This is a genomic window from Amycolatopsis sp. NBC_00348 (genome assembly GCF_036114655.1).
GTDB lineage: Bacteria > Actinomycetota > Actinomycetes > Mycobacteriales > Pseudonocardiaceae > Amycolatopsis.
The window spans coordinates 2,415,888-2,436,718 of the sequence record NZ_CP107994.1 but is presented as its reverse complement, the minus strand read 5'-3'; the positions used below and the strand labels follow the sequence as shown (position 1 = coordinate 2,436,718).

The following is a 20,831-nucleotide window of genomic DNA, read 5'->3' as shown; positions in this document are numbered from 1 at the left end:
CTCCTTCTGTTCTGTTGACGGGTCAGGTGGTGCACGCGGTCGCGCCGACGGCGAAGCCACTGGGGTTCGGGGTCGAGGCGCCGGTCGCCTGGAAGCCGATCGACGTCGAGGCGCCGCCGGCCAGGTCGGGCGCCCAAGTGGGCGCCTTCGCCGTCGCCTGCGCGCCGGACTGGGTGACGGTGGCGCCCCAGCCGCCGGTGATCTGTGTCCCGGACGCCGCGGTCCAGCCGAGCGCCCAGGTCTTCAGCGGGGTGGTGCCGGTGTTCTTCAGCGTCACGGAGGCGACGAAGCCGCCTTGCCACGTGTTGTCGACGTGGTAGGTGACGGCGCAGCTCACCGCGGGCGGCGGATCCGTCGTGCCACCGCCGCCCCCGACCGGCGGGATCAGGTAGGGCTGCAGGATCGCCTGCTTGGCCTGGTTGACGGTCGTCCAGTCGTCGTTGAGGACGCCGCCGGTGTCCCCGGAGTTCGGGTTCCACGACCAGTACGTGAAGCTCATCCCGGTCACGCCGGTGCCGGCGTACTTCATCAGCTCCTGCAGCCAGACCTTGTCGCGCGGGTCGGCGAGCGTGGTGCCGAACTCGCCGAGCAGCACCGGCGCGATGTTCTGCTTCTGCAGGTAGCCGAAGAAGTGGTCCCACAGCGCGGGCAGGTTCGCCGGGAACGCCGGGTCGGAGAACCACGGCTGGGCGAACACCGACGTCGCGTACTCGTGCGCCGAGTAGACCAGCTTGTCCGCTTTGGACAGTCGCACCGGGAACTGCCGCGCGCCGGAGAGGTTGCCGCCCCACCAGCCGCACTGCGGGTCGCCGGTGCCGCTGACGCAGTCGACACCCTCGACGATGACCAGCCAGTCCGGGTTCGCGGACAGGACGGCGTTGCCGCCGCGTTCGGCGGCGAGGCGCCAGTCGGTCGCGGTGTCCCCGCAGCCCCAGCACGCGCCGCCGCCACCCTGGATCGAGTGCGGCTCGTTGTGCAGGTCGGCGCCGATCACCGTGGTGTTGCCCTTGTAGTGCTGGGCGAGCATCGTCCAGTCGGACAGCCAGCGGCTTTCGGGGTAGGCACTGGTGTACCAGAGCGCGGACTGCGCGCCGGAGTCCGGCCGGTGCTGGTCGAGGATCACGCGCATGCCCTTGGTGCCGGCGTAGCCGATGATCTTGTCGAGCACCTGCAGCCCGGAAAGCCCCTGCAGGTCCGGGTTCTGGACGGCGTCGATGCTGTTCGGCTTGACGCCCGGGTCGAAGAGCTGGTTCGAGTACGGCAGCCGCAGCGTGTTGTAGCCGAGGCTCGCCATCTGGTCGAGCATGTCCTTGTAGTTGCGGCTCCACAGGCCGTGCGGCGAGTAGTTGCCGGTCTCGGCGCCGAACCAGTTGACACCGGTCATCCGGACCGGCGCGCCGGTGGCGTCGACCAGCTGGGAACCGGACGCGTGCCAGTACCCGGTGCCGGTGCCCAAAGCGGCACTTTCACGTGAAAGTGCCCACCTGGGGACGGCACTTTCACGTGAAAGTGCCGGGGCGGGGGCCGCGGTGGCCGGGGACGCCGTGAGAACGGCGCCCCCGACCAGTGCGGCGACCGCGAGTGCGAGCAGTCGCTTCATCGAGTGCCTTTCAGCCGAACAGGGCGACGTGGGCGGCGAACGCCGTGGCGATCTCCGACTGCGCCCAGAACCGGTGGTAGGTGAACGTCGGCGCGGCGCCACCGTCCAGGTAGGACTGGACCTTCGGCCACTGCGGGTCGTTCTTGTAGAAGGACCGCATCGAGGTGAACGTCGAGGAGGCGTTGATCGGGTCGCCGTTCGGCATGGTCCCGGTCCAGCCCGTCGGGACGTAGGGCCCCTGGTCCGTGGTGGCGTTGTAGGCGTCGTCGAACCGGTTGTAGTCCGTCCGGGTCTCCGGCACCGCGATGCCCTGGGTGTCCGCGTTCGCCGACAGCGCCGTCAGCAGCTGCTCCCCCACCGTCTTGGCCTGGGCGTTGCCCGAGCCGGACGCGTAGTAGAGCAACGTCTTCGACAGCGAAGCCGCGACGCCGACGTCGGTGCTGTAGTTCTTCACCGTGACGTGCAGGCCGGTGTTGCCGCCCGGGCTGGTGGCGTTCCAGGTGTCCGGCGCGCCGCTCCAGGTCAGGTCGGACGGGACCTGGAAGCTCCCGCCGGCGCCGACCGTGGTGCCCGCGATGGCCCACGGGACCCACTTGTCGAGGATCTTCTTGGCCCGGGCGTCCTTGGTGGCCTGGTAGTACTCGGCGATGCGTTCCATGCCCCAGGTCTGGAAGCCGAACCACTGGTTGCTCGGCGGGTCGTGCCAGACCGGCTGCTGGTCGTAGAACATGCCGTAGAACGTCGGCGTGCCCGACGGCGGCGTGCCGTACTGGCCTTCCCAGCTGTTCGTCGCGCCGCCGGCGAGGCCGCCTTCGGACGACTGGAGCCACTGCAGGAACTCCATCTGCCGGCCGAGGCTGGTCGCCCAGTCGCTCGCGCCGGTCGCCGACGTCACCTTCAGGCCCGGGTCCGCCGAAAGCGCGTACGCGGCCAGGGGGTTCTGGTAGCCCTGGTGGGCCGCTCCGTCACCGATGCGCCACGCCCACGCGCTGGAGGAGTCCATCGACCCGCCCCAGGCGTAGTACCAGGAGATGAGGTAGTGCTCGCTGTCCTTGCCGCTGCCCGCGGGGCAGCTACTCGGGTTGACGCAGTTGCCGATCTTCTTGAAGTACTTGTCGAACAGCGAGTACCGGAGGTAGTCGCCCATCTTCGACGCCTTCTTCACGACGGCCGCGACGTCCGAGCCCTTGCCCTGCGCGGCGGCCCACTTCTCGGCCTGGAACGCCACCTGCACAGCGCGGGCGTCCGCGTCGGGCGCGTCGGTGTACTTCCACTGCTTCGCGTACGACGAGTCGCCGGTGAACAGGTCGAGGTAACCGTTCTTGCCGCCGAACTTCAGGACGTCACAGCTGGGCTGGGTGACCGTCTCCCAGACCGACTCCTGCGAACCGCGCTGGAAGGTGTTGATGAACGCCGGCGCGGTGTTCGTGCCGTCCTCGCAGTGGCCGAACTTGTAGATGTTGTCGACGTCGAGCAGCCAGTGCATGCCGTAGACGTCCGGCGAGCCGTATGCGGCCTTCAGCTCGGCCGCGATCGGGTCACTGCCGACGGCCACGCCGGTCTGCAGCTGCGAGGGGTAGGACTTCGGGCTCGGGTACTCCGCCGCATAGGTGGCCGGCTTGCTCGCGTTGTAGCCGGAGTTGCCCGGCTGGTCGGCCGCGGACGGGATCGCGTAGGTCTCGATCGACGTCCACGCCGCGTTGAACGGCGTCCAGTCCCCGGTGATCTGACCGTAGGAGGCCTCGAGCCAGAGGTAGTAGCTGAACGCCTCCGACGTCGTCTCGTGGCCGTAGTCCGGCGCTTCCACCATCAGCGTCTCGATGGAGTGGTAGGGCACCAGGATGTTCCCGAACTTGCGGAAGTAGCCGTTGTTCGGGTCCTTGATCTTGTTGTACTGCTTGAGGAACTCGACCTGGTAGTCCGATGTGGACGCCGAGATCTCGGTGACCGTCACTGTCGCCGCGGTGTAGCCGGTGCCGGTCGCGGTGAAGGTCGCGCTGCCGAGCGCTCCGCCGTTGTCGGCACTCTTCACGGTGACGTTCTGTGCGACGTTCCAGTTCGCCGGGGTGAAGGTGAGGCTCGTGGGGGTGGCCGTCAGGTCGGAACTGCCGGTCTTGGCGATCGCTACAGTGACGGAGCTCGTCGGGGCGCCGGCGAGGGTGACGCCGAAGGTCGTCGTGCCGCCCTGCTTGACCTGCGCGGTCGCCGGGGCGGCGACGACCGTCGGGCCGGAGAGCACCTTGACGCTGACCGGGTTCGACGTGGTGGAGGCGTTCTTGTTGTCGTAGGCCTTGGCCGTGATCGAGTAGGTGCCGGCGGGGACGTTGCCCCAGCTACCCTCGAACGGCGCGGCCGTGTCGGTGGCCAGCAGCGTGTCCCCGGCGTAGAACTCGACCTTGCCCACGGTGCCGTCGGTGTCGGCCGCGGTCGCGGCGAGCGGGATCGTGGCCGGGGCGTAGTAGGTGCCGGTCGACGTCGGCGACGTCAGGCTGACGGTCGGGGCCTTGTTGGCACCGGTGCACGCGGAGCCGTTGACGGAGAAGTCCGTCGGCGGCCGGTTGGCGGACCCCTTGGTGCCGTTGAAGCCGAAGGAGGTGCTGGCCCCCGTCCCGAGGTGGCCGTTGTAGGAGAGGTTCGTCGCCGTGACCGCGGCGCCGGTCTGGGCGAAGGTGGCGCTCCAGCCTTGCTGGACCTTCTGGCCGTCGGGGAACGTCCAGCCGACCTGCCAGCTGTCGAGCGCGGCGCCGTCGTTCCGCAGTGAAACGCTGGCCGTGAACCCGGTGTCCCAGTCGTTGGTGGTGTAGGTGACGGAGCAGGCCACGTCGGCGGCGAGCGCCGGTGGCACGGGGACGAGCAGGGCGGCCAAGACCACCGAACTCGCGACCAGCGGCAGTACGCCGGCCTGGATGGGATGAGGGGAACGCATGGCTGCGGAACTCCTTTGTCCGTAGGGAGCCAGCGATCTGGGAGCGCTTCCAGGCGCAGACGGTAGCCAGCGGGAAACACCCCTGTAAAGAATCGAGTCAGAAGCACACCGTCATCGACGGCCTCGACGTTGCCGACCCGCGAGTAGTCAGCCCGCTGAACACTCCTGAACGGCCCCACCCGTTCGTCACACCGTCACCCGACCGGCCCAGCCGCCCGGTCACCCGCCGTGCGTTTCGGCCGCCGGCTTGCGCCAAAGGCGTACACCTGGACTAGGAGCGCTCCCAGGCTCCACGGCCCACTACTCGCCACCGTGTCGTCCTCCCCGCTGCGCGTGTCGTCGGTCCCGGTGCGTCGTGTCGTCCCCCGGATCACGCGTGTCGACCCTCCAGACACGTGAGCCGACCCTCCAGACACGCGAACCGACCGTCCAGGCACGCGAGTTCGCCCCTTCCGGCCGTGCGGGAAGGGGCATCACCCGTGATCAGCGGGGCATCACCCGTGATTGGGGAGGCATCACCCGTGATCAGGAGGTCGACACGCGTGATCGAAGGGACGACACGGCGCTGCGGGCAGGCGGCACACGTACCCAGGGGGTCGGCACGCGTACCTGGAGGGTCGGCTCGCGTACCCCAGGAGTCGGGTCGCGTACCTGCAGGGTCGGGTTGCGTGCCTGGACGACACGGGTTGGTCAGCTGGAGCCGCGGATGGCCAGGGAGACCGGGAGGACCTGCTGGCGGGGCTTCAAAGCCTGGTCGTCGAGGAGCTGGAGCATGGTCTCGACCATGGCGTGGACCTGCTCGCGCGGGTCCTGGTGCACGGACGTCAGGGGCGGGTCCATGGCCGGGGCGAGGGTGGCGTTGTCGTCGAAGCTGACCACCGCGACGTCGGCCGGGATGCGGCGGCCGGCCGCGTCCAGCGTGCGCAACGCGCCCACCGCCATCATGTCGCTCGCGACGAAGACGGCGTCGAGGTCCGGGTGGCGGGCGAGCAGCGCGGACATCGCGTTCGCGCCGCCCGAGAGGGTGAAGTCGGCCTCCGCGGCCAGGTCGACGGGATCGAGGCCGGCGTCGAGCAGGGTCTTGCGCCAGCCGGCCAGCCGGTCGATCGCGGCGCTCTGGTCCTGGGGGCCGGCGATCGTGCCGATCTTGCGACGGCCGGACGCGACCAGGTGTTCCACGGCCAAGCGCGCGCCGCCCTCGTTGTCGAAGTCGACGACGTGGACGCCGCGGCGGATGCCCGCCGCCTGGCCGCCGAACACCACCGGGATGCGCAGCAGCCGCAGCGCCTTGGGCAGCGGGTCGGCCCGGTGCGGCGCGAAGACCAGCGCGCCGTCGACGTGGCCGCCTTCAAGGAACCGGACGGTCTTGCTCAGGTCCTCGCGGGTGTCGCTGAAGATCAGCACCATCTGCCGGCCGATGTCGGCGAGCTCGCGGTAGCCGGCGCGCATGACGGCCGTGCGGTACGGGTCGTCGAGCAGCCGGGCCTCCGGCTCCGAGAGCACCACCGCGATCGCCCCGGTCCGCCGGGTGACCAGCGAACGGGCCGCCTGGTTCGGGGAATAGCCCAGGTCACGGGCCGCGGCCTGGACCTTCTCCCGCGCCGCTGCGCTGACGTACGCGTCGTCGTTCAGCGCCCGCGACGCCGTCGACCGCGACACGCCGGCGAACGCCGCGACGTCCTCCAGCGTCGGCCGCTCTTCATCCCCTGCTCGAGGCCCCACGGCACCGCCCTCGCTCACCACATCCACCCGGACGCCCCCAGCTTATCGCCCGCGCGTCCCAGGGTCCGGGAGCGCTCCTCGCAGGAAACGCTCCGGTTACAGCCCCTTGACACCGCTGGAGGCCCCAAGCAGACTCTGCGACACCTGGGAGCGCTCCCAGAACGGCTCCCAGCAGTGAGAGCGCTCATTCCCGTCAACAAGGTGGTTGAACACGTGAGAACGATCCGGAACGGCCTGGTCCTCGCACTGGGCATCACGATGACGGCGCTCGGCGCCACGGCCTGCGGCGGCGGCGGTGACGAGACGCCGGCCGCGGCGGGCCCGAACGAACACGTCGACCTGACGCTGGCGACGTTCACCGAGTTCGGCTACGAGGCACTCATCCCGGAGTACGAGCGGCTGCACCCCAACATCAAGATCACCCACCGCAAGACCGGCCAGGGCGGGCCCTACCACCAGGACCTGATCACCAAGCTGGCCGCGGGCTCGGGCCTCGCCGACGTCACGGCGGTCGAGGAGGGTCACCTGTCCGACGTCCTCGACAAGGGCTCGAAGTTCAACGACCTGAGCAAGATCGGCCCCGCCGACGCCTCCCCCGACCGCTGGCTCGGCTGGAAGTACGACGCCGCGAAGACCAAGGACGGCAAGGTCATCGGCTACGGCACGGACATCGGGCCGCTCGCCATGTGCTACCGCAAGGACATGTTCGCCGCGGCCGGCCTGCCGACCGACCCCGAGCAGGTCAAGCCGCTGTTCGCCACCTGGGACAGCTACTTCGCCGCCGGCGCCGACTACGTGGGCAAGAGCAAGGGCAAGGCCTGGTTCGACTCCGCCGCGCAGAACTTCAACGCGATGGTCAACCAGCTCCCGCAGGGCTACATCGGCAGCGACGACAAGCTCGCCGTCGAGGGCAACCAGGGCATCAAGGACGCCTGGACCAAGGTCACCGACGCCGTCGCCAAGGGCGAGTCGGCCAAGCTGACGGCGTTCAGCAACGAGTGGAACTCCGGCTTCAAGCAGGGCGCGTTCGCCACGAAGGTCTGCCCGGCGTGGATGCTCGGCGTGATCAAGGAGCAGGCCGGCCCGGAGAACGCCGGCAAGTGGGCGGTCACCGCGGCCTTCCCCGGTGGCGGCGGCAACTGGGGCGGGTCGTACCTGACCGTGCCGACGCAGTCGAAGCACCCGAAGGAGGCCGCCGAGCTCGCGTCCTGGCTGACGGCGCCGGAGCAGCAGATCAAGGCGTTCCAGGCCAAAGGCACCTTCCCGAGCCAGGTCAAGGCGCTCTCGGACCCCGCGCTGCTGAGCCAGACCGACGCCTACTTCGGTGACGCCAAGGTCGGCGAGCTGTTCGCCGAGCAGGCCAAGAAGGTCCAGAAGCCGCAGTACAAGGGCCCCGGCGACGGCCAGATCCAGGAGAACGCGTCGAGCCCCGCGCTGCAGGCGGTCGAGCAGGGCAAGCCGGCGGCGGACGGCTGGCAGCAACTGGTCGACGCGGCGAAGAAGATCACGCGCTGACCTCATGACCGTCATCGACAAGATCGCGCCGGAAAGGAGCAAGGCCGGGGAGCGCACGTCTCCCCGGCCCACCTTCCGGCACAAGCTGAGCCGGTGGGACGTCAAGGCATCGCCGTACCTCTACGTCGCACCGTTCTTCATCGTCTTCGGTGTCGTCGGGCTGTTCCCGCTGCTCTACACCGCGTACGTGTCGCTGTTCAAGTGGAAGGCCGGGGACGACAACCCGGACTTCATCGGCATCGACAACTACAAGGAGCTGTTCGCCGACGGGCAGTTCTGGAACGCGCTGGCCAACACCGTCAGCATCTTCCTGCTCTCCAGCATCCCGCAGCTGATCATCGCGATGGCGCTCGCGGCGCTGCTCGGCGGCCGGCTGCGCGGCGCGACCGGCTGGCGCGTCGGCATCCTGCTGCCGTACGCGGCCAGCCTCGTCGCGATCGGCATCATCTTCGCCAACCTGTTCGGCCCGAAGTACGGGCTGATCAACGGCGTGCTGCAGACGATCGGCCTCGACCCGGTCGACTGGCAGGCCAGCCGCTTCGGCAGCCACGTCGCGATCGCGATCATGGTGAACTGGCGCTGGACCGGCTACAACGCGCTGATCGTGCTGGCCGCGATGCAGGCCATCCCGAAGGAACTGCACGAGGCCGCGCTGATCGACGGCGCGGGGATGTGGCGGCGGTTCACCGCCGTCACGCTGCCGCTGCTGAAGCCGACGCTGATCTTCGTCACCATCACCTCCACGATCGGCGGGCTGCAGATCTTCACCGAGCCCAAGCTGTTCGACGCCATGCCCGGGTCGAACAACGGCGGTTCCACCAACCAGTTCCAGACCGTGACGCTCTACCTGTACCAATCCGCGTTCGAGAACTTCAACCTCGGGTACGCCTCGGCGATCGCCTGGGTGCTGTTCCTGATCATCGTGCTCATCGCGCTGGTGAACTTCTTCCTCACCGGCCGGCTGGCCCGCACCCCGGCGGTGAAGAAGAGATGACCACCATCCACAGTGGACTCCGCAAGAGCGTCGCGACGCTCGGCAAGCCGCGCAAGGCGACCTACTGGGTGCTCGCCATCTTCGTGCTCGGCTCGCTGTTCCCGTTCTACTGGTCGTTCCTGGTCGCCAGCCGTGACAACGGGATGCTCACCGAGCGCATCCCGCCGTTCTTCCCCGGCGGGAACTTCTTCGCCAACGCGGCCCGGGTGTTCGACACCGTGCCGTTCTGGAAGGCGCTGGCCAACAGCGTCATCGTGTCCGGCACGGTCACGCTCACCACGGTGCTGTTCTCCTCGCTGGCCGGGTTCGCCTTCGCGAAGCTCCGGTTCCGCGGCCGCAACGGGCTGTTCGTGTTCATCGTCATCACCCTGGCCGTGCCCACCCAGCTCGGCATCATCCCGCTGTTCATCGCCATGTCGAAGCTGGGCTGGGCCGGTGGGCTGCAGTCGGTGATCGTGCCCAACCTGGTCACCGCGTTCGGCGTGTTCTGGATGCGGCAGTACACCGTGGACGCGCTGCCGTACGAGCTGATCGAGGCCGCGCGCGTCGACGGCTGCAGCATGATCCGGATCTTCTGGAACGTCTGCCTGCCCGCGGTGCGCCCGGCGGCGGCGATCCTGGCGATGTTCACGTTCATGACGTCCTGGAACGACTTCCTGTGGCCGCTGGTGGTCCTGGACGCGGGCAACCCGACCGTCCAGGTGGCGCTGGAGAAGCTGCAGAGCGGTTACTACGTCGACTATTCGCTGGTGCTGGCCGGCACGACCCTGGCCACCATCCCGATCCTCATCGTCTTCCTCCTCCTCGGCCGCCAGATCGTGGCCGGGATCATGCAAGGTGCCGTGAAAGGGTGAACATGTCCGTACATCCCGACAGCGTTCGGGCGGAAAACGTTCGGGCGGAGACCGCGTTGATGTTCCCGCCCGCCTTCGTCTGGGGCGCCGCCACCGCGGCGTTCCAGGTGGAAGGGGCGACCACGGCCGACGGGCGCACCGACTCGGTCTGGGACGTCTTCGCGCGCCGTCCGGGTGCGGTCGTGGGCGGCGACACCGGGGACCCGGCGGCCGACCACTACCGCCGCTACGGCGAGGACGTCGACCTGATGCGCCGCCTGGGCCTGGGCGCCTACCGGTTCTCGCTGGCCTGGCCGCGTGTGCGGCCCGACGGCGGCGCCGCCAACGCCGCCGGGCTCGCCTTCTACGACCGGCTCGTCGACCGGCTCCTCGAGGCCGGGATCGAGCCGTGGGCGACGCTCTACCACTGGGACCTGCCGCAGGCGCTGGAAGACCGTGGCGGCTGGACGTCGCGGGACACCGCGTACCGCTTCGCCGAGTACGCCGAGACCGTGCTGGCCCGCCTCGGCGACCGCGTCGCCAGCTGGTCGACGCTCAACGAGCCGTGGTGCGCGGCGATGCTCGGCTACGCGGGCGGCATCCACGCGCCGGGCCGCACCGACCACACCGCCGCCGTCGCCGCCACGCACCACCTGCTGCTGGGGCACGGGCTGGCGATGGACCTCATCCGGCGGCACGCGCCGGGTGTCCCGGCCGGGATCACGCTCAACCTGTACCCGGTCGCCGCGCACGACCCGGCGGACGCGAGCGACGTCTCGGCGGCCCGGCGGATCGACGGCCTGCAGAACCGGCTGTTCCTGGACCCGGTGCTGCGCGGCGGCTACCCGGACGACCTGGTCGAGGACCTCGCGCCGTTCGGGCTCGGCGAGGTCGTGCGGCCGGAGGACAGCGCGGTCATCGCGGCGCACGTCGACTGGCTCGGCGTGAACTACTACCGCGACTACCGCGTCGCGGGCCGCCCGGTGCCGGGCAGCGAGCCCGCGGGCCCGGAGTGGGTCGGCGCGGGCGACGTCCACTTCGTGCCGGACCCGGCCGCGCCCCGCACGGACTCCGGCTGGGAGGTCCAGCCGGCCGGGCTGACGGAGTCGCTGCTGCAGGTCCACCGGGGCTACCGCCAGATCCCGCTGTACATCACGGAGAACGGCGCGGCCTACCCGGACGTCGTCTCCGACGGCGGCGAGATCGTCGACACGGACCGCATCGCGTTCCTGGACTCCCACCTGCGCGCAGCCCACGAAGCCTTGGCGGCCGGCGTCGACCTGCGGGGCTACTTCTACTGGTCGCTGCTGGACAACTTCGAGTGGGCGGAGGGCTACGCCAAGCGGTTCGGCCTGGTCCACGTCGACTACGAGACGCAGACGCGGACACCGAAGCGCAGCGCCCACTGGTACTCGCGGGTGATCGGCCTCAACGGCCTGGGCTGAAGTCCATGAGGGGCACCCCCATGGACATAAACGCCATGAAGGTGCCCCTCACGGCTATCCACCGTAGAAGTCGCCGAGCGAGTTCCGCGCCGAAGAGACCAGCAGGTCGGCGTGGGCGAAGCCGGCGGGCAGGCAGGCGTGGACGCCGTCGAGCAGCTCGCCGAACCCGACGGGCGGCGTCACGACGTGCGCCAGCGGGTGGTGCTCACGCAGCTGCTTCATCAGCTCGGCGACGTGGATCACGGCGGCCTGCGGATCGGCGACGGTCTCCATGCCCCCGATGCCGGCACCTCCGCGCCGAACCACGCGGAGGCTCGCCGAAAGGTCGTGAGGGGCACCCTCAGGGACGTATAAGCCCTGAAGGTGCCCCTCACGGCGTTCACGCGACCGCGTCGAGGCGCGCGAGTGACAGACTGGCTGGTATGGGACTGCGCAGCGAAGCTTGGTTCAACAACCCCGACGACCCCGGGATGACCGCGCTCTACCTCGAGCGGTACATGAACTGGGGCCTGACCAGGGAAGAGCTGCAGTCCGGGAAGCCGATCATCGGGATCGCGCAGACCGGCTCCGACCTCACGCCGTGCAACCGGCACCACCTGCAGCTGGCCGATCGGACGCGCGAAGGGATCCGTGAGGCCGGCGGGATCGCGATCGAGTTCCCGGTGCACCCCATCCAGGAGACCGGCAAGCGCCCGACCGCCGCGCTGGATCGGAACCTCGCCTACCTCGGGCTCGTCGAGACGCTCTACGGCTACCCCATCGACGGCGTCGTGCTGACCACCGGCTGTGACAAGACGACGCCGGCGTGCCTGATGGCCGCCGCGACCGTGGACATCCCCGCCATCGTGCTGTCCGGCGGGCCGATGCTCAACGGCTGGCACAACGGCGAGCGCACCGGGTCGGGAACCATCGTCTGGAAGGCGCGCGAGCTGCTGGCCGCCGGGGAGATCGACGACGCCGGGTTCATGGAGCTGGTCGCGTCGTCGGCGCCGTCGCCCGGGCACTGCAACACGATGGGCACGGCCTCGACGATGAACGCGCTCGCCGAGGCGCTCGGGATGAGCCTGCCCGGCTGTGCGGCCATCCCGGCGCCGCACCGCGACCGGGCGCGGATGGCCTACCGCACCGGGCTGCGGGTCGTCGAGCTGGTGCGGGAAGACCTGAAGCCGTCGGACATCCTGACGCGGGCGGCGTTCGAGAACGCCATCGTCGTCAGCTCGGCCATCGGCGGGTCCACCAACGCGCCGATCCACCTCTCCGCGATCGCCCGGCACATCGGCGTCGACCTGCCGCTGACCGCCTGGCAGCGGCTCGGGCACGCCGTGCCGCTGCTGGTCGACCTGCAGCCGGCCGGCAAGTACCTCGGCGAGGAGTTCCACCGCGCCGGCGGGGTGCCGGCCGTGGTGCACGAGCTGATGCGGCACGGGCTGATCCACGAGGACGCGCCCACGGTCAACGGCCGCACGCTCGGCGACAACTGCCGCGACGCCGAGGCGGGCGACCGCGACGTCATCCGGACGTTCGACACCGCGCTGGTGACCGACGCGGGCTTCCTCGTGCTGCACGGCAACCTGTTCGACGCCGCGATCATGAAGTCCAGCGTGATCTCGCCGGAGTTCCGGCGCCGCTACCTGGCCGGCGGGGTGTACGAGGGCACCGCGGTCGTGTTCGACGGCCCCGAGGACTACCACGCCCGCATCGACGACCCGGACCTCGGCGTCGACGAGGAGTCGCTGCTCGTCATGCGCGGGACCGGCCCGCTCGGTTACCCGGGCTCGGCCGAGGTGGTCAACATGCGCCCACCGGCCGAGCTGATCAAGCGCGGCGTGCACGAGCTGCCGTGCCTCGGCGACGGCCGCCAGTCCGGCACCTCCGGCTCACCGTCGATCCTCAACGCCTCCCCCGAAGCCGCGGCGGGCGGCGGGCTCGCCGTGCTGCGGACGGGCGACCGGGTGCGCATCGACCTCACGGCGGGCACCGCGGACGTCCTGATCACCGACGACGAGCTCGCGCTCCGGCACAAGGAACTCGAAGAAGCGGGCGGGTACCGGGTGCCCGAATCGCAGACGCCGTGGCAGGAGATCCAGCGCTCGATGGTCGACCAGCTCTGCGACGGCATGGTGCTGCGCCCGGCCGTGGCCTACCAACGGGTGGCCGCGACAAAGGGGATCCCCCGTGACAACCACTGACGGTAGTGCCCGAGTGCGGCACGTTCCCCGAAAGCGCTGCTTGGAAGCAGCGTCGCGGGGGTACCTGTGGGATAAGCCGAGGCCGAGGAGGACCCCCGATGCTGCCGGACCGTGAACGCCATGCCCTTCGCGAGATCGAGGCGGAACTGCTGGCGAGCGACCCCACGCTCGCCGACGTGTTCAGCGGTCGCGACATGCGGCAAGCCCGGCGCTGGAGCCTCCTGCTCATCCTGTGCGACATCACGGCGGTGGTGATGCTCGTCGTCGGCCTGTTCGCCCGGGACGCCTCGCTGGTGCTCTGGGGCACGGTCAGCGCGGGCGCGCTGGTGGCGTGGCACATCGCCCGTTCGGAGACGACCCGCAAGACCACCACCGGCGACGCCGAGCCCGCCGCCCACTGAAGCGCGTTTCCCCGCCTCGGTGGTCCCGGACCACCGAGGCGGTTCTCGTCAGGACGCCTTGAGCGCCTTCTCCAGCTGGGTCCGCGACATCTTCGACCGGCCCTTCACGTTCTTCTCCCGCGCCAGCTTGTCCAGCTCGGTCTTGGACAGCTCCCCCAGATCGGGCTGCTTCTTCGCGGGCTTCTTCTTGCCCTTCGTCGCCGGCTTGCCGCCGCCCTTGCGGCTCTTCACGCTGCGCGAAAGGGCCTCGAACAGGTCGACGACGTCGGCCGACTGCTCCGGCTCCGCCTCGTGGGCGATCTCCTTGCCGGACTCCTTGGCCTTGATCAGCTCCTCGACGCGCTCGGAGTACTCGTCGCGGAAGTCCTCCGGGCGCCACGGCGCGGTCATCTCGTCGACCAGCGACAGCGCCATGTCGAGCTCCTTCGGCCGGGCCTTGGGCACCTTGGGCAGCGCGCCCATGACGTCCTTCGGTTTCCGGAGGTCCGCGACGAAGTGCAGCGTGTTGAGGACCATCACGTCCTCGCCCGCGCGGACCGCGCAGAGGTACTCCTTGCCGCGCAGCACGAACTTCGCGACGCCGGCCTTCTCGCTGCGGTCCATCGCCTGCAGCAGCAGGCCGTACGCCTTGGCGAAGTCCTCCTTCGCCGGCTTCAGCCAGTACGTCCGGTCGTAGAACCACGGGTCGATCTCGTCGAGCTCGACGAACTGCTCGATGTCGATCCGCCGCGACCGCTCGGGCGCGATCTCGTCCAGCTCGTCCGGCTCGACGAGCACGTGGTCGCCGCCGCCGACGTCGTAGCCCTTGACGATCTCGTCCCGGGTGACCTCGTCGCCGGTCCGCTCGTTGACCTTGCGGTTGCGGATCCGGTCGGACGTCCCGCGTTCGAACTGGTGGAAGTGGATCGTGTGGTCCGCCACCGCGGGGTACAGCTCCACCGGAACGGTGACCAGCCCCAGGCTCAGCGCACCACTCCATACCGGTCTGGCCATGACGACCTCCTCAGCGCCTCCGATACCCGCGCACGGGCGTCGCGAAACCGCTCAGGCCACCTCGGTGCTCTTGCTGTCGCCGCGGTGCAGGCCCAGCATCTCGAGCAGCAACGCGCAGTCGTCGGCGTCCTTGGCCCCCGCCGCGACGGCCAGCGCCGCCTTCCGGCGCAGCCGCTGCCGCTCCGGCGTGTCCTCGCCGTCGACCAGCAGGTCGACCACCGGCCGCAGATCGTTCCGCTTGTCCCTCATCCCGTGCTCCCCTTTTCCCCGGTTCCTTCCCCAGCCCGGCTACCCCGCATCACCGGACGGAACACAGGAGTCACCGGACCGGACGCCGGAGACACCGATCATTGCGCCGAACGAGTGAAATCACCCGGTTCCGGCGCCGGACCCGGCAAGGTAGGTGAGACCCACGTCACACCAGGAGGCCGCATGGGCACTCAGATCCGCATCAGCCGCGAGGACGGCTCGCTGCCCTGCGAGGTCTGCGGCTTCCCCACGATGCACGTCGCGCAGGTCGTCGCCGACGACGGCCGGGTGCTCGGCCGCACCCTGGTCTGCACGACGTGCACGCGCAGCCGGCAGCCGGACCCGGTGCCCCAGGCCGACGCGCCCCCGGACGAGGTCCCGGCGACCTGACGGGTCCGCGCCGGCGTCGCGAAGGAGGCCGGCGCGGACGCCTCAGCTGCTCGTCGTCGCCACCGCCGCGACGAACTCGGCGGCCACCTCGTGGAGCTTGCGGTTGCCGTCCTGGGAGCGCTTGACCAGGCGCTGGAACGCGTCCTCCGCCGTGATCCGGTGCGCCGCCATCAGGATCCCCTTGGCCTGCTCGATCACCGCGCGCGTCTCCAGCGCGCGGTTGAGCTGTTCGATCAGCTCCTGCGCCGCGAAGTAGCGGCGCGCGCTGCGCAGCCCGAGGACCACCGTCGCGGTGTACAGCTCGAGGATCTTCGTGCCCAGCTCGCTGAACCCGTGCTCGCCGAACCCGAACAGGTTGACCGCGCCGGACATGTCGTCGTCCACCGTCAGCGGTGCGGCGAGGAAACTCGCGACGCCCAGCTGCTCGGCCTTCGTCACGAACTGCGGCCACAGATCGCCGACCGCGCCGACGCCGACCCGCACCGGCTGCCCGGTTTCGGCGGCGCGCAGGCACGGTCCGTCCCCGATGCGGTACTGCTCGCGGTCGAAGTTGACGGCCCGCTGGTCGGTGCTGGCGACCGTCTCCGGTTCCCCGTCCCGGACCAGGGTGATGCTCGCCATGTCGGCCCCCGGCACCACCTGCACGGCGTGGTCGCAGACGGCCTGCAGCATCTGGCCCAGATCCAGCTCGGTGTCGAGCATCGCGGTCAGCGACTCCATCGCGACCGTCACATCGTCGAGCCGCGCGGTGAGCTGTTCATGCCCGCCCGTCATCCTGGTGACGCCCCTTACTTCTTGTGCTAAGGGCGCTCTAAGACCAGGGAGGACCCGGGCGCGCGCCACAGTGGGCCGCTAGCGCTTTAACGGGTCCAGCGCGAGATTACTGCATCCCCGCAGCGGCGGGCACAAGCGGTCACCACCTCCGCGCGCCGCACGTCCGTTCGGAGCAACGAACCCCGGACCGAACCCGGCACCCCCGCGTTACGGCTGCGCACCAGCCGGCCCGCCCCGCACGAAGTGCTGGTCACCGTGCGGGGTGACCTCGACACCGCGACCGCGCCGTACCTGGGCGCCCGGCTCGACGACCGGCTCCGGGCGCACCCGCGGCGCGTCGACGTCGATCTGTCCGAAGTGGACTTCCTGGGCGTCGCGGACCTCCGGGTGCTGACCCGGGCCGAGCAGACCGGCGCCCGACTAGGCCGTGTCCCCCGCCAGGGCCGGTAGCAGCTCCTTCTCGGCGAAGTCGAGGAAGCCGTCCTGCTGGTCGCCGCCGATCTGGATCAGCGCGACGTCGGTGAAGCCCGCCTTCGCGAACTCGCGCACGCCTTCCACGATCGGCTCGACGTCCGGGCCGCACGGGATCGACCCGGCGACGTCGTCCTCGCGGACGAACTGGGTGGCGCCGGCGAACCCGGCCGGGCCCGGCAGCTCGGCGTTGACCTTCCAGCCGCCGGCGAACCAGCGGAACTGCTCGTGGGCGCGCTTCACCGCGGCGTCGCGGTCGGTGCCCCACGACACCGGCAGCTGGGCGATCTTGCGGGACGCCGGACCGGGCCGGGCGGCGTCCCACTCCCGCGCCAGGTCCGCCTTCGGCTCGACGGCGATCATCGCGTCGGCGACCGGGGCGAACCGGCGCACCGACTGGGCGCCGGACACCGCGACGCCGATCGGCGTGCGGGTCTCCGGCAGGTCCCACAGCTTCGCGGAGTCGACGCGGAAGTGCTTGCCCTCGTAGCTGAAGTAGCCGCCGTCGAAGAGGCCGCCGATGATCTGGACGGCCTCGGCGAGCATGTCGTGGCGGACGTTCGCGCCCGGCCAGCCGCGCCCGACGACGTGCTCGTTGAGGTTCTCGCCCGCGCCGAGCCCGAGGGTGAACCGCCCGCCGGACAGCGCCTGGATCGTCGCCGCCTTCTGCGCCACCACCGCGGGGTGGTAGCGCATGGTCGGGCAGGTCACGAACGTCGTCAGCTCGGCGCGTTCGGTGACCTGCGTGACCGCGCCCAGCACGCTCCAGGCGTACGGCGAGTGGCCCTGTTCGGCCAGCCACGGCGAATAGTGGTCGCTCATGACCTCGAACGCGAAGCCCGCTCGTTCCGCGCCGGCGGCGTAGCGCACCAGGTCGTTCGGACCCGTCTGCTCGGTCATCAGGGTGTAGCCGATCCGCATCGGAGCTCCTCTCGTCCCGCGCCGCTTACCCGGCCCCGTTGATGATCAACCGCGACGTTTGCCCGGTCGCGGACCGGGTATCCGCCGATCATCGAAGGGAGCGGTCATGCCTCAGGCCTGGAGCGGCAAGCGCGAACGTCAGTACGAGCACATCAAGGACGCGCAGGAAGACCGCGGCGCGAGCACCGAGCGGGCCAAGGAGATCGCCGCCCGCACGGTGAACAAGAACCGGGCCCAGTCGGGTGAATCGCGTGAGGCGAGCCCGTCCTCCCTGAACGACAAGTCCCCGCAGGAGCGCGGCGGTGAGCGCTCCGGGAACGGCAAGGGCCCGGGCGGCCCGACCAGGGACCAGCTCTACAACGAAGCCAAGAAACGGAACATCGACGGCCGCTCCAAGATGACCAAGAAAGAGCTCGAACGGGCCCTCGGCCGGTGACGGCGTCCTCGAGTCCGGATCGCGAAGTGTCAGGGTTCCCCCAGATGGGTAGACAGTCCGGTATGGAAGAAACACGAAGTGGCACGTCCGGCGGGCAGCCGTCGACCGACGGCCTGCTCGACGAGGTGGTGGAGCTCAGGTTGCCCGCCATGGCCGAGCAGATCCCCCTGGTCCGGATGCTCACCCACGGCATGGTGTCCCGCGCGGACTTCGGGCTGGATGCCATCGCCGACGCCAAGATGGCGGTCGACGAGGCCTGCGCGCAGCTGGTCCAGCTCGCGGAGCTCGGCACCCAGCTGCACTGCCGCTTCCGGCAGACGCCCGACGCGCTGCACGTCGTCGTCTCGGCCCGGTCGACCGACCCCCGGCCGCCCAGCGACCGGACGTTCGGCTGGCACGTGCTGACCACCCTGAGCCGGTCGGTGACCGCGCACTGCGACGTCCTGCCGGGCGGGGGCGCGGGCATCATCACGATCGAGCTGGTGCTCAACCCGGGAACGAGCGCGTGAGCGCCGAGCGCAAAACCCTCCTCCACCGCCCCGACGAATACGCCCACTGCGAGCCGCTGTTCGAGGAGCTGGGCGAGCTCGCGGCGGACGACCCGCGGCGCGACGTGGTCCGGGGCCGGCTCGTGACCGAGCTGCTGCCGCTGGCCGAGCACATCGCGACCCGGTTCTCCGGGCGTGGGGAACCGCGCGAGGACCTGGTCCAGGTGGCCCGGATCGGGCTGATCAACGCCGTCGACCGCTTCGACCCGGCGCGCGGGCACGACTTCCTGTCCTTCGCGGTGCCGACGATCATGGGTGAGGTCCGGCGCCACTTCCGCGACACCGGCTGGTCCGTCCGCGTGCCGCGCCGGCTCAAGGAGCTGCACCTGTCGCTCAGCCAGGGTTCCGCCACGCTGTCGCAGCGCCTCGGCCGCGCGCCGACGCCGTCGGAGCTGGCCGAGCACCTGAGCCTGGACGTCGACGAGGTCCGCGAGGGCCTGCTCGCCGGGAACGCCTACCAGGCGCTGTCGGTGGACAAGCCGGTGCACGACGACGCCGAGGCGCTGTCGCTGGCCGACACCATGGGCGAGCCGGACCACGAGATGGCCATGGTGGAGAACCACGAGGCCCTCCAGCCGCTGCTGCAGGAGCTGCCGCCCCGCGAGCGCGCGATCCTCGTGATGCGCTTCTTCGGCGGCCTGACGCAGACCCAGATCGCCGACCGCGTCGGCATCTCCCAAATGCACGTCTCCCGCCTGCTGTCGCAGACGCTGGAGCAGCTGCGCGGCAAGCTCACCGGCGACGCCTGACGCCGTCCCGGGCGGCGGCCCTGCCGAGCCGCCGCCGGTACCGGCGCGAACGGCTAGCCGAGCCAGCCGGGGCGGCCGCCCCTCCGGAGCCGCCGCCACTGTCCCGTGAACTCCTCCCGCAGCCGCGCCGCCTCCGCGGCGTCCTGGCCGTGCAGGATCCCGAACGTGAACGTGTTCTGGCCCTCGCCGTGCCCGTCGACGGCGAGGTGGTGCAGCACCTCCCGGCCGACCACGGTGTCCTGGTGCGCGCCCAGCGTCTGCTGCACGGCCTTGACGTTCTTGCGCCACGCGCGCAGCTTCTTCCCGTACACCGGCTTCACGGTGTCGGCGGCGTAGCGGGCCCGCTTGGCCTTCTTGCGGACGTCGTGCAGGGCCGTCTCGAGGTCTGCGCCCTTCAGCCCGCGGGTCGCGGCCTGGGCGCGGCGCAGCTTCTTCGCGGCCTTGCGGACGGGCTTGCGCAGCGCGGACTTCGCGGGCTTGCGCCCGCTGTCCGTCAACGCCGGCTCCGCCAGCACGGCGTCGAGCGCCCGCAGCAGGTTCCGGTACCGCTTGCCGGTCAGCGCCTCCAGCGCCCGGGTCCGTCCCTGCTCCTCCTCCCGCGCGAAGTAGCGCGTCAGGTACTGGCGCAGCGGTCCGAGCACCAGCTCCGGCGGCACGCCGTCCAGCTGCTTGCCCAGCCGGTCCTGCGTGACCTCGGTGTCGCGGGCCGGCGCCAGCTCGTGGCCGAGCCACTTCAGCTCGGCGGCCACCGGCGCCGTCGCCTCTTCGTCCACAATGGACCCGAAGGTGCGCAGGGCGCTGCGGAGCTTCCGGCTCGCCACGCGCATCTGGTGCACGGAGTCCGCGACGTCCAGCCGGACGCCGACGTCCGCGCGGCGCAGGTCGTCGAAGTGCGCGCGCAGGGACGTCAGCACGACGTCCGCGGCGGCGGGCTTCTTGCGGGCACGGCGCGGTGCGGGCACGCGGTCGCCGATCAGGCGCCGCAGCTTCGACGGCCACGGCGACGCGGTCGCGCCGGCCTCGGCCAGCGCCCGGTCGAACTCGGCGAGCAGGCCCGGCTCCGTGCCGGGGTCGAGCTCCAGTTCCAGCTCCCGCCACTCGTCGAGCCGGGCGGACTCGCCGCCGGCCTCGCCGGTCACGTGGTCGTCGGTCAGGACGGCGACGGTCCGGCCCTCGGCGTCGGCGAGGCGGTGGGCGAAGCGGTCGGTGCGCAGGTGCGCGATCGGCACCAGCTTCTCCCCCAGCGTGTAGGCCCGGACCAGGCGCTTGAGCCGGCCGGGCACCTTGTGGGCGTCCCCGCCGAGCGGCAGCTGGATCTCCCGCCGCTCGTCGGCCGAGACGGGCAGCTTGACGTGCCAGCCCGCGTCGTGGCCGCCGACCCGGCGGCGCAGGGTGATGCCGGCGTGGGCCAGCCGGAAGGTCCGGGTGTCGTAGTACGACGCGTCGAGGACCTGCTCCACGGGATCGTCCTGCGTCTCGACCCCGGCGACACCGAGCAGCCGCGGCACCCCGCTGCCCGGGACGATCTCGTACTTGCGTTCGCGCTCGATCACCATCGACGGCGCAGCCATGGACGTCCTTCCTGGTGGCGGTGGGTTTCCTCACCGGCTACCCGGCGGGCCCGGTGCCGACACGGGATTCGGCGCACGGGCAGCGGGTAACCCGGAAGAAATCG

The 20,831-nt window shown here is 70.6% G+C and carries 20 protein-coding genes; 11 read left to right on the top strand and 9 right to left on the bottom strand.

All coding sequences use genetic code 11. The annotated features are described in order from the left end of the window. Window positions 1-22 precede the first annotated feature (22 nt). The 3 genes from OHS58_RS11005 to OHS58_RS10995 all read right to left on the bottom strand — a co-directional run bounded on the left by OHS58_RS11005 (window position 23) and on the right by OHS58_RS10995 (window position 6,212). A complete protein-coding gene (locus tag OHS58_RS11005; RefSeq protein WP_328648141.1) occupies window positions 23-1,456 on the bottom strand; it encodes a cellulase family glycosylhydrolase in 1,434 nt (477 codons plus the stop codon). A 154-nt stretch (window positions 1,457-1,610) separates the two neighbouring features. Further along, complete coding sequence (locus tag OHS58_RS11000) at window positions 1,611-4,526, bottom strand: glycoside hydrolase family 48 protein (RefSeq protein WP_328648140.1); 2,916 nt, start codon at window positions 4,524-4,526, stop codon at window positions 1,611-1,613. A gap of 690 nt (window positions 4,527-5,216) precedes the next feature. Then, the gene (locus tag OHS58_RS10995) at window positions 5,217-6,212 is read right to left on the bottom strand and encodes a LacI family DNA-binding transcriptional regulator (RefSeq protein WP_326951552.1); all 996 of its coding nucleotides are present in this window, start codon (window positions 6,210-6,212) and stop codon (window positions 5,217-5,219) included. Window positions 6,213-6,461: 249 nt separating this feature from the next. On the opposite strand from OHS58_RS10995, the gene OHS58_RS10990 reads away from it, so the two are divergent. The 4 genes from OHS58_RS10990 to OHS58_RS10975 are packed head-to-tail and all read left to right on the top strand — an operon-like array spanning window position 6,462 to window position 11,035. Next, window positions 6,462-7,763, top strand: coding sequence for an ABC transporter substrate-binding protein (locus OHS58_RS10990; RefSeq protein ID WP_326953030.1), 1,302 nt, complete (start codon window positions 6,462-6,464; stop codon window positions 7,761-7,763). A 4-nt stretch (window positions 7,764-7,767) separates the two neighbouring features. Beyond that, on the top strand, window positions 7,768-8,757 hold the full coding sequence (locus OHS58_RS10985) for a carbohydrate ABC transporter permease (RefSeq protein ID WP_326949949.1): 990 nt from the start codon (window positions 7,768-7,770) through the stop codon (window positions 8,755-8,757). Continuing rightward, window positions 8,754-9,611 (top strand): carbohydrate ABC transporter permease, encoded by an 858-nt coding sequence (locus OHS58_RS10980; RefSeq protein ID WP_326953029.1) that lies wholly within the window; start codon window positions 8,754-8,756, stop codon window positions 9,609-9,611. The genes OHS58_RS10985 and OHS58_RS10980 overlap by 4 nt, the downstream gene beginning before the upstream one ends. A 2-nt stretch (window positions 9,612-9,613) precedes the next feature. Beyond that, entirely contained in the window at window positions 9,614-11,035 is a 1,422-nt protein-coding gene (locus tag OHS58_RS10975) for a GH1 family beta-glucosidase (protein WP_328648139.1), read from the top strand. Between the two features lie 54 nt (window positions 11,036-11,089). On the opposite strand, the gene OHS58_RS10970 is transcribed toward OHS58_RS10975, so the two are convergent. After that, entirely contained in the window at window positions 11,090-11,308 is a 219-nt protein-coding gene (locus tag OHS58_RS10970; protein ID WP_328648138.1) for a hypothetical protein, read from the bottom strand. Window positions 11,309-11,457: 149 nt separating this feature from the next. Between OHS58_RS10970 and OHS58_RS10965 the strand changes: the two genes are divergently transcribed. Both OHS58_RS10965 and OHS58_RS10960 read left to right on the top strand, forming a co-directional pair. Next, the gene (locus OHS58_RS10965; RefSeq protein ID WP_328648137.1) at window positions 11,458-13,224 is read left to right on the top strand and encodes an IlvD/Edd family dehydratase; all 1,767 of its coding nucleotides are present in this window, start codon (window positions 11,458-11,460) and stop codon (window positions 13,222-13,224) included. A 98-nt stretch (window positions 13,225-13,322) separates the two neighbouring features. Continuing rightward, window positions 13,323-13,625, top strand: a complete 303-nt coding sequence (locus OHS58_RS10960; protein ID WP_326953027.1) for a DUF3040 domain-containing protein — start codon at window positions 13,323-13,325, stop codon at window positions 13,623-13,625. A 48-nt stretch (window positions 13,626-13,673) separates the two neighbouring features. Here the strand turns inward: OHS58_RS10960 and ku are convergent, their stop codons facing one another. Beyond that, window positions 13,674-14,618, bottom strand: a complete 945-nt coding sequence (gene ku, locus OHS58_RS10955) for a non-homologous end joining protein Ku (RefSeq protein WP_328648136.1) — start codon at window positions 14,616-14,618, stop codon at window positions 13,674-13,676. Window positions 14,619-14,669: 51 nt separating this feature from the next. Next, window positions 14,670-14,867, bottom strand: a complete 198-nt coding sequence (locus OHS58_RS10950) for a hypothetical protein (RefSeq protein WP_247052170.1) — start codon at window positions 14,865-14,867, stop codon at window positions 14,670-14,672. A 183-nt stretch (window positions 14,868-15,050) separates the two neighbouring features. On the opposite strand from OHS58_RS10950, the gene OHS58_RS10945 reads away from it, so the two are divergent. Next, on the top strand, window positions 15,051-15,257 hold the full coding sequence (locus tag OHS58_RS10945; RefSeq protein WP_328648135.1) for a hypothetical protein: 207 nt from the start codon (window positions 15,051-15,053) through the stop codon (window positions 15,255-15,257). Window positions 15,258-15,299: 42 nt separating this feature from the next. Here the strand turns inward: OHS58_RS10945 and OHS58_RS10940 are convergent, their stop codons facing one another. Further along, on the bottom strand, window positions 15,300-16,031 hold the full coding sequence (locus tag OHS58_RS10940; RefSeq protein WP_326949955.1) for a GAF and ANTAR domain-containing protein: 732 nt from the start codon (window positions 16,029-16,031) through the stop codon (window positions 15,300-15,302). A gap of 243 nt (window positions 16,032-16,274) precedes the next feature. Between OHS58_RS10940 and OHS58_RS10935 the strand changes: the two genes are divergently transcribed. Beyond that, complete coding sequence (locus OHS58_RS10935) at window positions 16,275-16,481, top strand: STAS domain-containing protein (RefSeq protein ID WP_328648134.1); 207 nt, start codon at window positions 16,275-16,277, stop codon at window positions 16,479-16,481. Here OHS58_RS10935 and OHS58_RS10930 read toward each other — a convergent pair. Continuing rightward, complete coding sequence (locus OHS58_RS10930; protein WP_328648133.1) at window positions 16,452-17,423, bottom strand: TIGR03557 family F420-dependent LLM class oxidoreductase; 972 nt, start codon at window positions 17,421-17,423, stop codon at window positions 16,452-16,454. The genes OHS58_RS10935 and OHS58_RS10930 overlap by 30 nt on opposite strands. 106 nt (window positions 17,424-17,529) lie before the next feature. Between OHS58_RS10930 and OHS58_RS10925 the strand changes: the two genes are divergently transcribed. The 3 genes from OHS58_RS10925 (at window position 17,530) to OHS58_RS10915 (ending at window position 19,156) form a co-directional block, all read left to right on the top strand. After that, a complete protein-coding gene (locus OHS58_RS10925; protein WP_326949958.1) occupies window positions 17,530-17,859 on the top strand; it encodes a plasmid stabilization protein in 330 nt (109 codons plus the stop codon). 62 nt (window positions 17,860-17,921) lie between these two features. Then, complete coding sequence (locus tag OHS58_RS10920) at window positions 17,922-18,368, top strand: ATP-binding protein (RefSeq protein WP_326949959.1); 447 nt, start codon at window positions 17,922-17,924, stop codon at window positions 18,366-18,368. After that, window positions 18,365-19,156, top strand: a complete 792-nt coding sequence (locus tag OHS58_RS10915) for a SigB/SigF/SigG family RNA polymerase sigma factor (RefSeq protein WP_326953021.1) — start codon at window positions 18,365-18,367, stop codon at window positions 19,154-19,156. Before OHS58_RS10920 ends, OHS58_RS10915 begins: the two co-directional genes overlap by 4 nt. A 53-nt stretch (window positions 19,157-19,209) precedes the next feature. Here OHS58_RS10915 and OHS58_RS10910 read toward each other — a convergent pair whose 3' ends face one another. Further along, complete coding sequence (locus OHS58_RS10910; RefSeq protein ID WP_328648132.1) at window positions 19,210-20,727, bottom strand: CYTH and CHAD domain-containing protein; 1,518 nt, start codon at window positions 20,725-20,727, stop codon at window positions 19,210-19,212. Window positions 20,728-20,831: the final 104 nt, after the last annotated feature.

Bases quoted from the DNA above. Each gene is read 5' to 3' on its own strand.
- OHS58_RS11000 (WP_328648140.1), bottom strand. From the start codon at position 4,526: ATGCGTTCCCCTCATCCCATCCAGGCCGGCGTACTGCCGCTGGTCGCG.
- OHS58_RS10985 (WP_326949949.1), top strand. From the start codon at position 7,768: ATGACCGTCATCGACAAGATCGCGCCGGAAAGGAGCAAGGCCGGGGAG.
- OHS58_RS10980 (WP_326953029.1), top strand. From the start codon at position 8,754: ATGACCACCATCCACAGTGGACTCCGCAAGAGCGTCGCGACGCTCGGC.
- OHS58_RS10975 (WP_328648139.1), top strand. From the start codon at position 9,614: ATGTCCGTACATCCCGACAGCGTTCGGGCGGAAAACGTTCGGGCGGAG.
- OHS58_RS10970 (WP_328648138.1), bottom strand. From the start codon at position 11,308: ATGGAGACCGTCGCCGATCCGCAGGCCGCCGTGATCCACGTCGCCGAG.
- OHS58_RS10965 (WP_328648137.1), top strand. From the start codon at position 11,458: ATGGGACTGCGCAGCGAAGCTTGGTTCAACAACCCCGACGACCCCGGG.
- OHS58_RS10960 (WP_326953027.1), top strand. From the start codon at position 13,323: ATGCTGCCGGACCGTGAACGCCATGCCCTTCGCGAGATCGAGGCGGAA.
- ku (WP_328648136.1), bottom strand. From the start codon at position 14,618: ATGGCCAGACCGGTATGGAGTGGTGCGCTGAGCCTGGGGCTGGTCACC.
- OHS58_RS10950 (WP_247052170.1), bottom strand. From the start codon at position 14,867: ATGAGGGACAAGCGGAACGATCTGCGGCCGGTGGTCGACCTGCTGGTC.
- OHS58_RS10945 (WP_328648135.1), top strand. From the start codon at position 15,051: ATGGGCACTCAGATCCGCATCAGCCGCGAGGACGGCTCGCTGCCCTGC.
- OHS58_RS10940 (WP_326949955.1), bottom strand. From the start codon at position 16,031: ATGACGGGCGGGCATGAACAGCTCACCGCGCGGCTCGACGATGTGACG.
- OHS58_RS10930 (WP_328648133.1), bottom strand. From the start codon at position 17,423: ATGCGGATCGGCTACACCCTGATGACCGAGCAGACGGGTCCGAACGAC.
- OHS58_RS10925 (WP_326949958.1), top strand. From the start codon at position 17,530: ATGCCTCAGGCCTGGAGCGGCAAGCGCGAACGTCAGTACGAGCACATC.
- OHS58_RS10920 (WP_326949959.1), top strand. From the start codon at position 17,922: ATGGAAGAAACACGAAGTGGCACGTCCGGCGGGCAGCCGTCGACCGAC.
- OHS58_RS10910 (WP_328648132.1), bottom strand. From the start codon at position 20,727: ATGGCTGCGCCGTCGATGGTGATCGAGCGCGAACGCAAGTACGAGATC.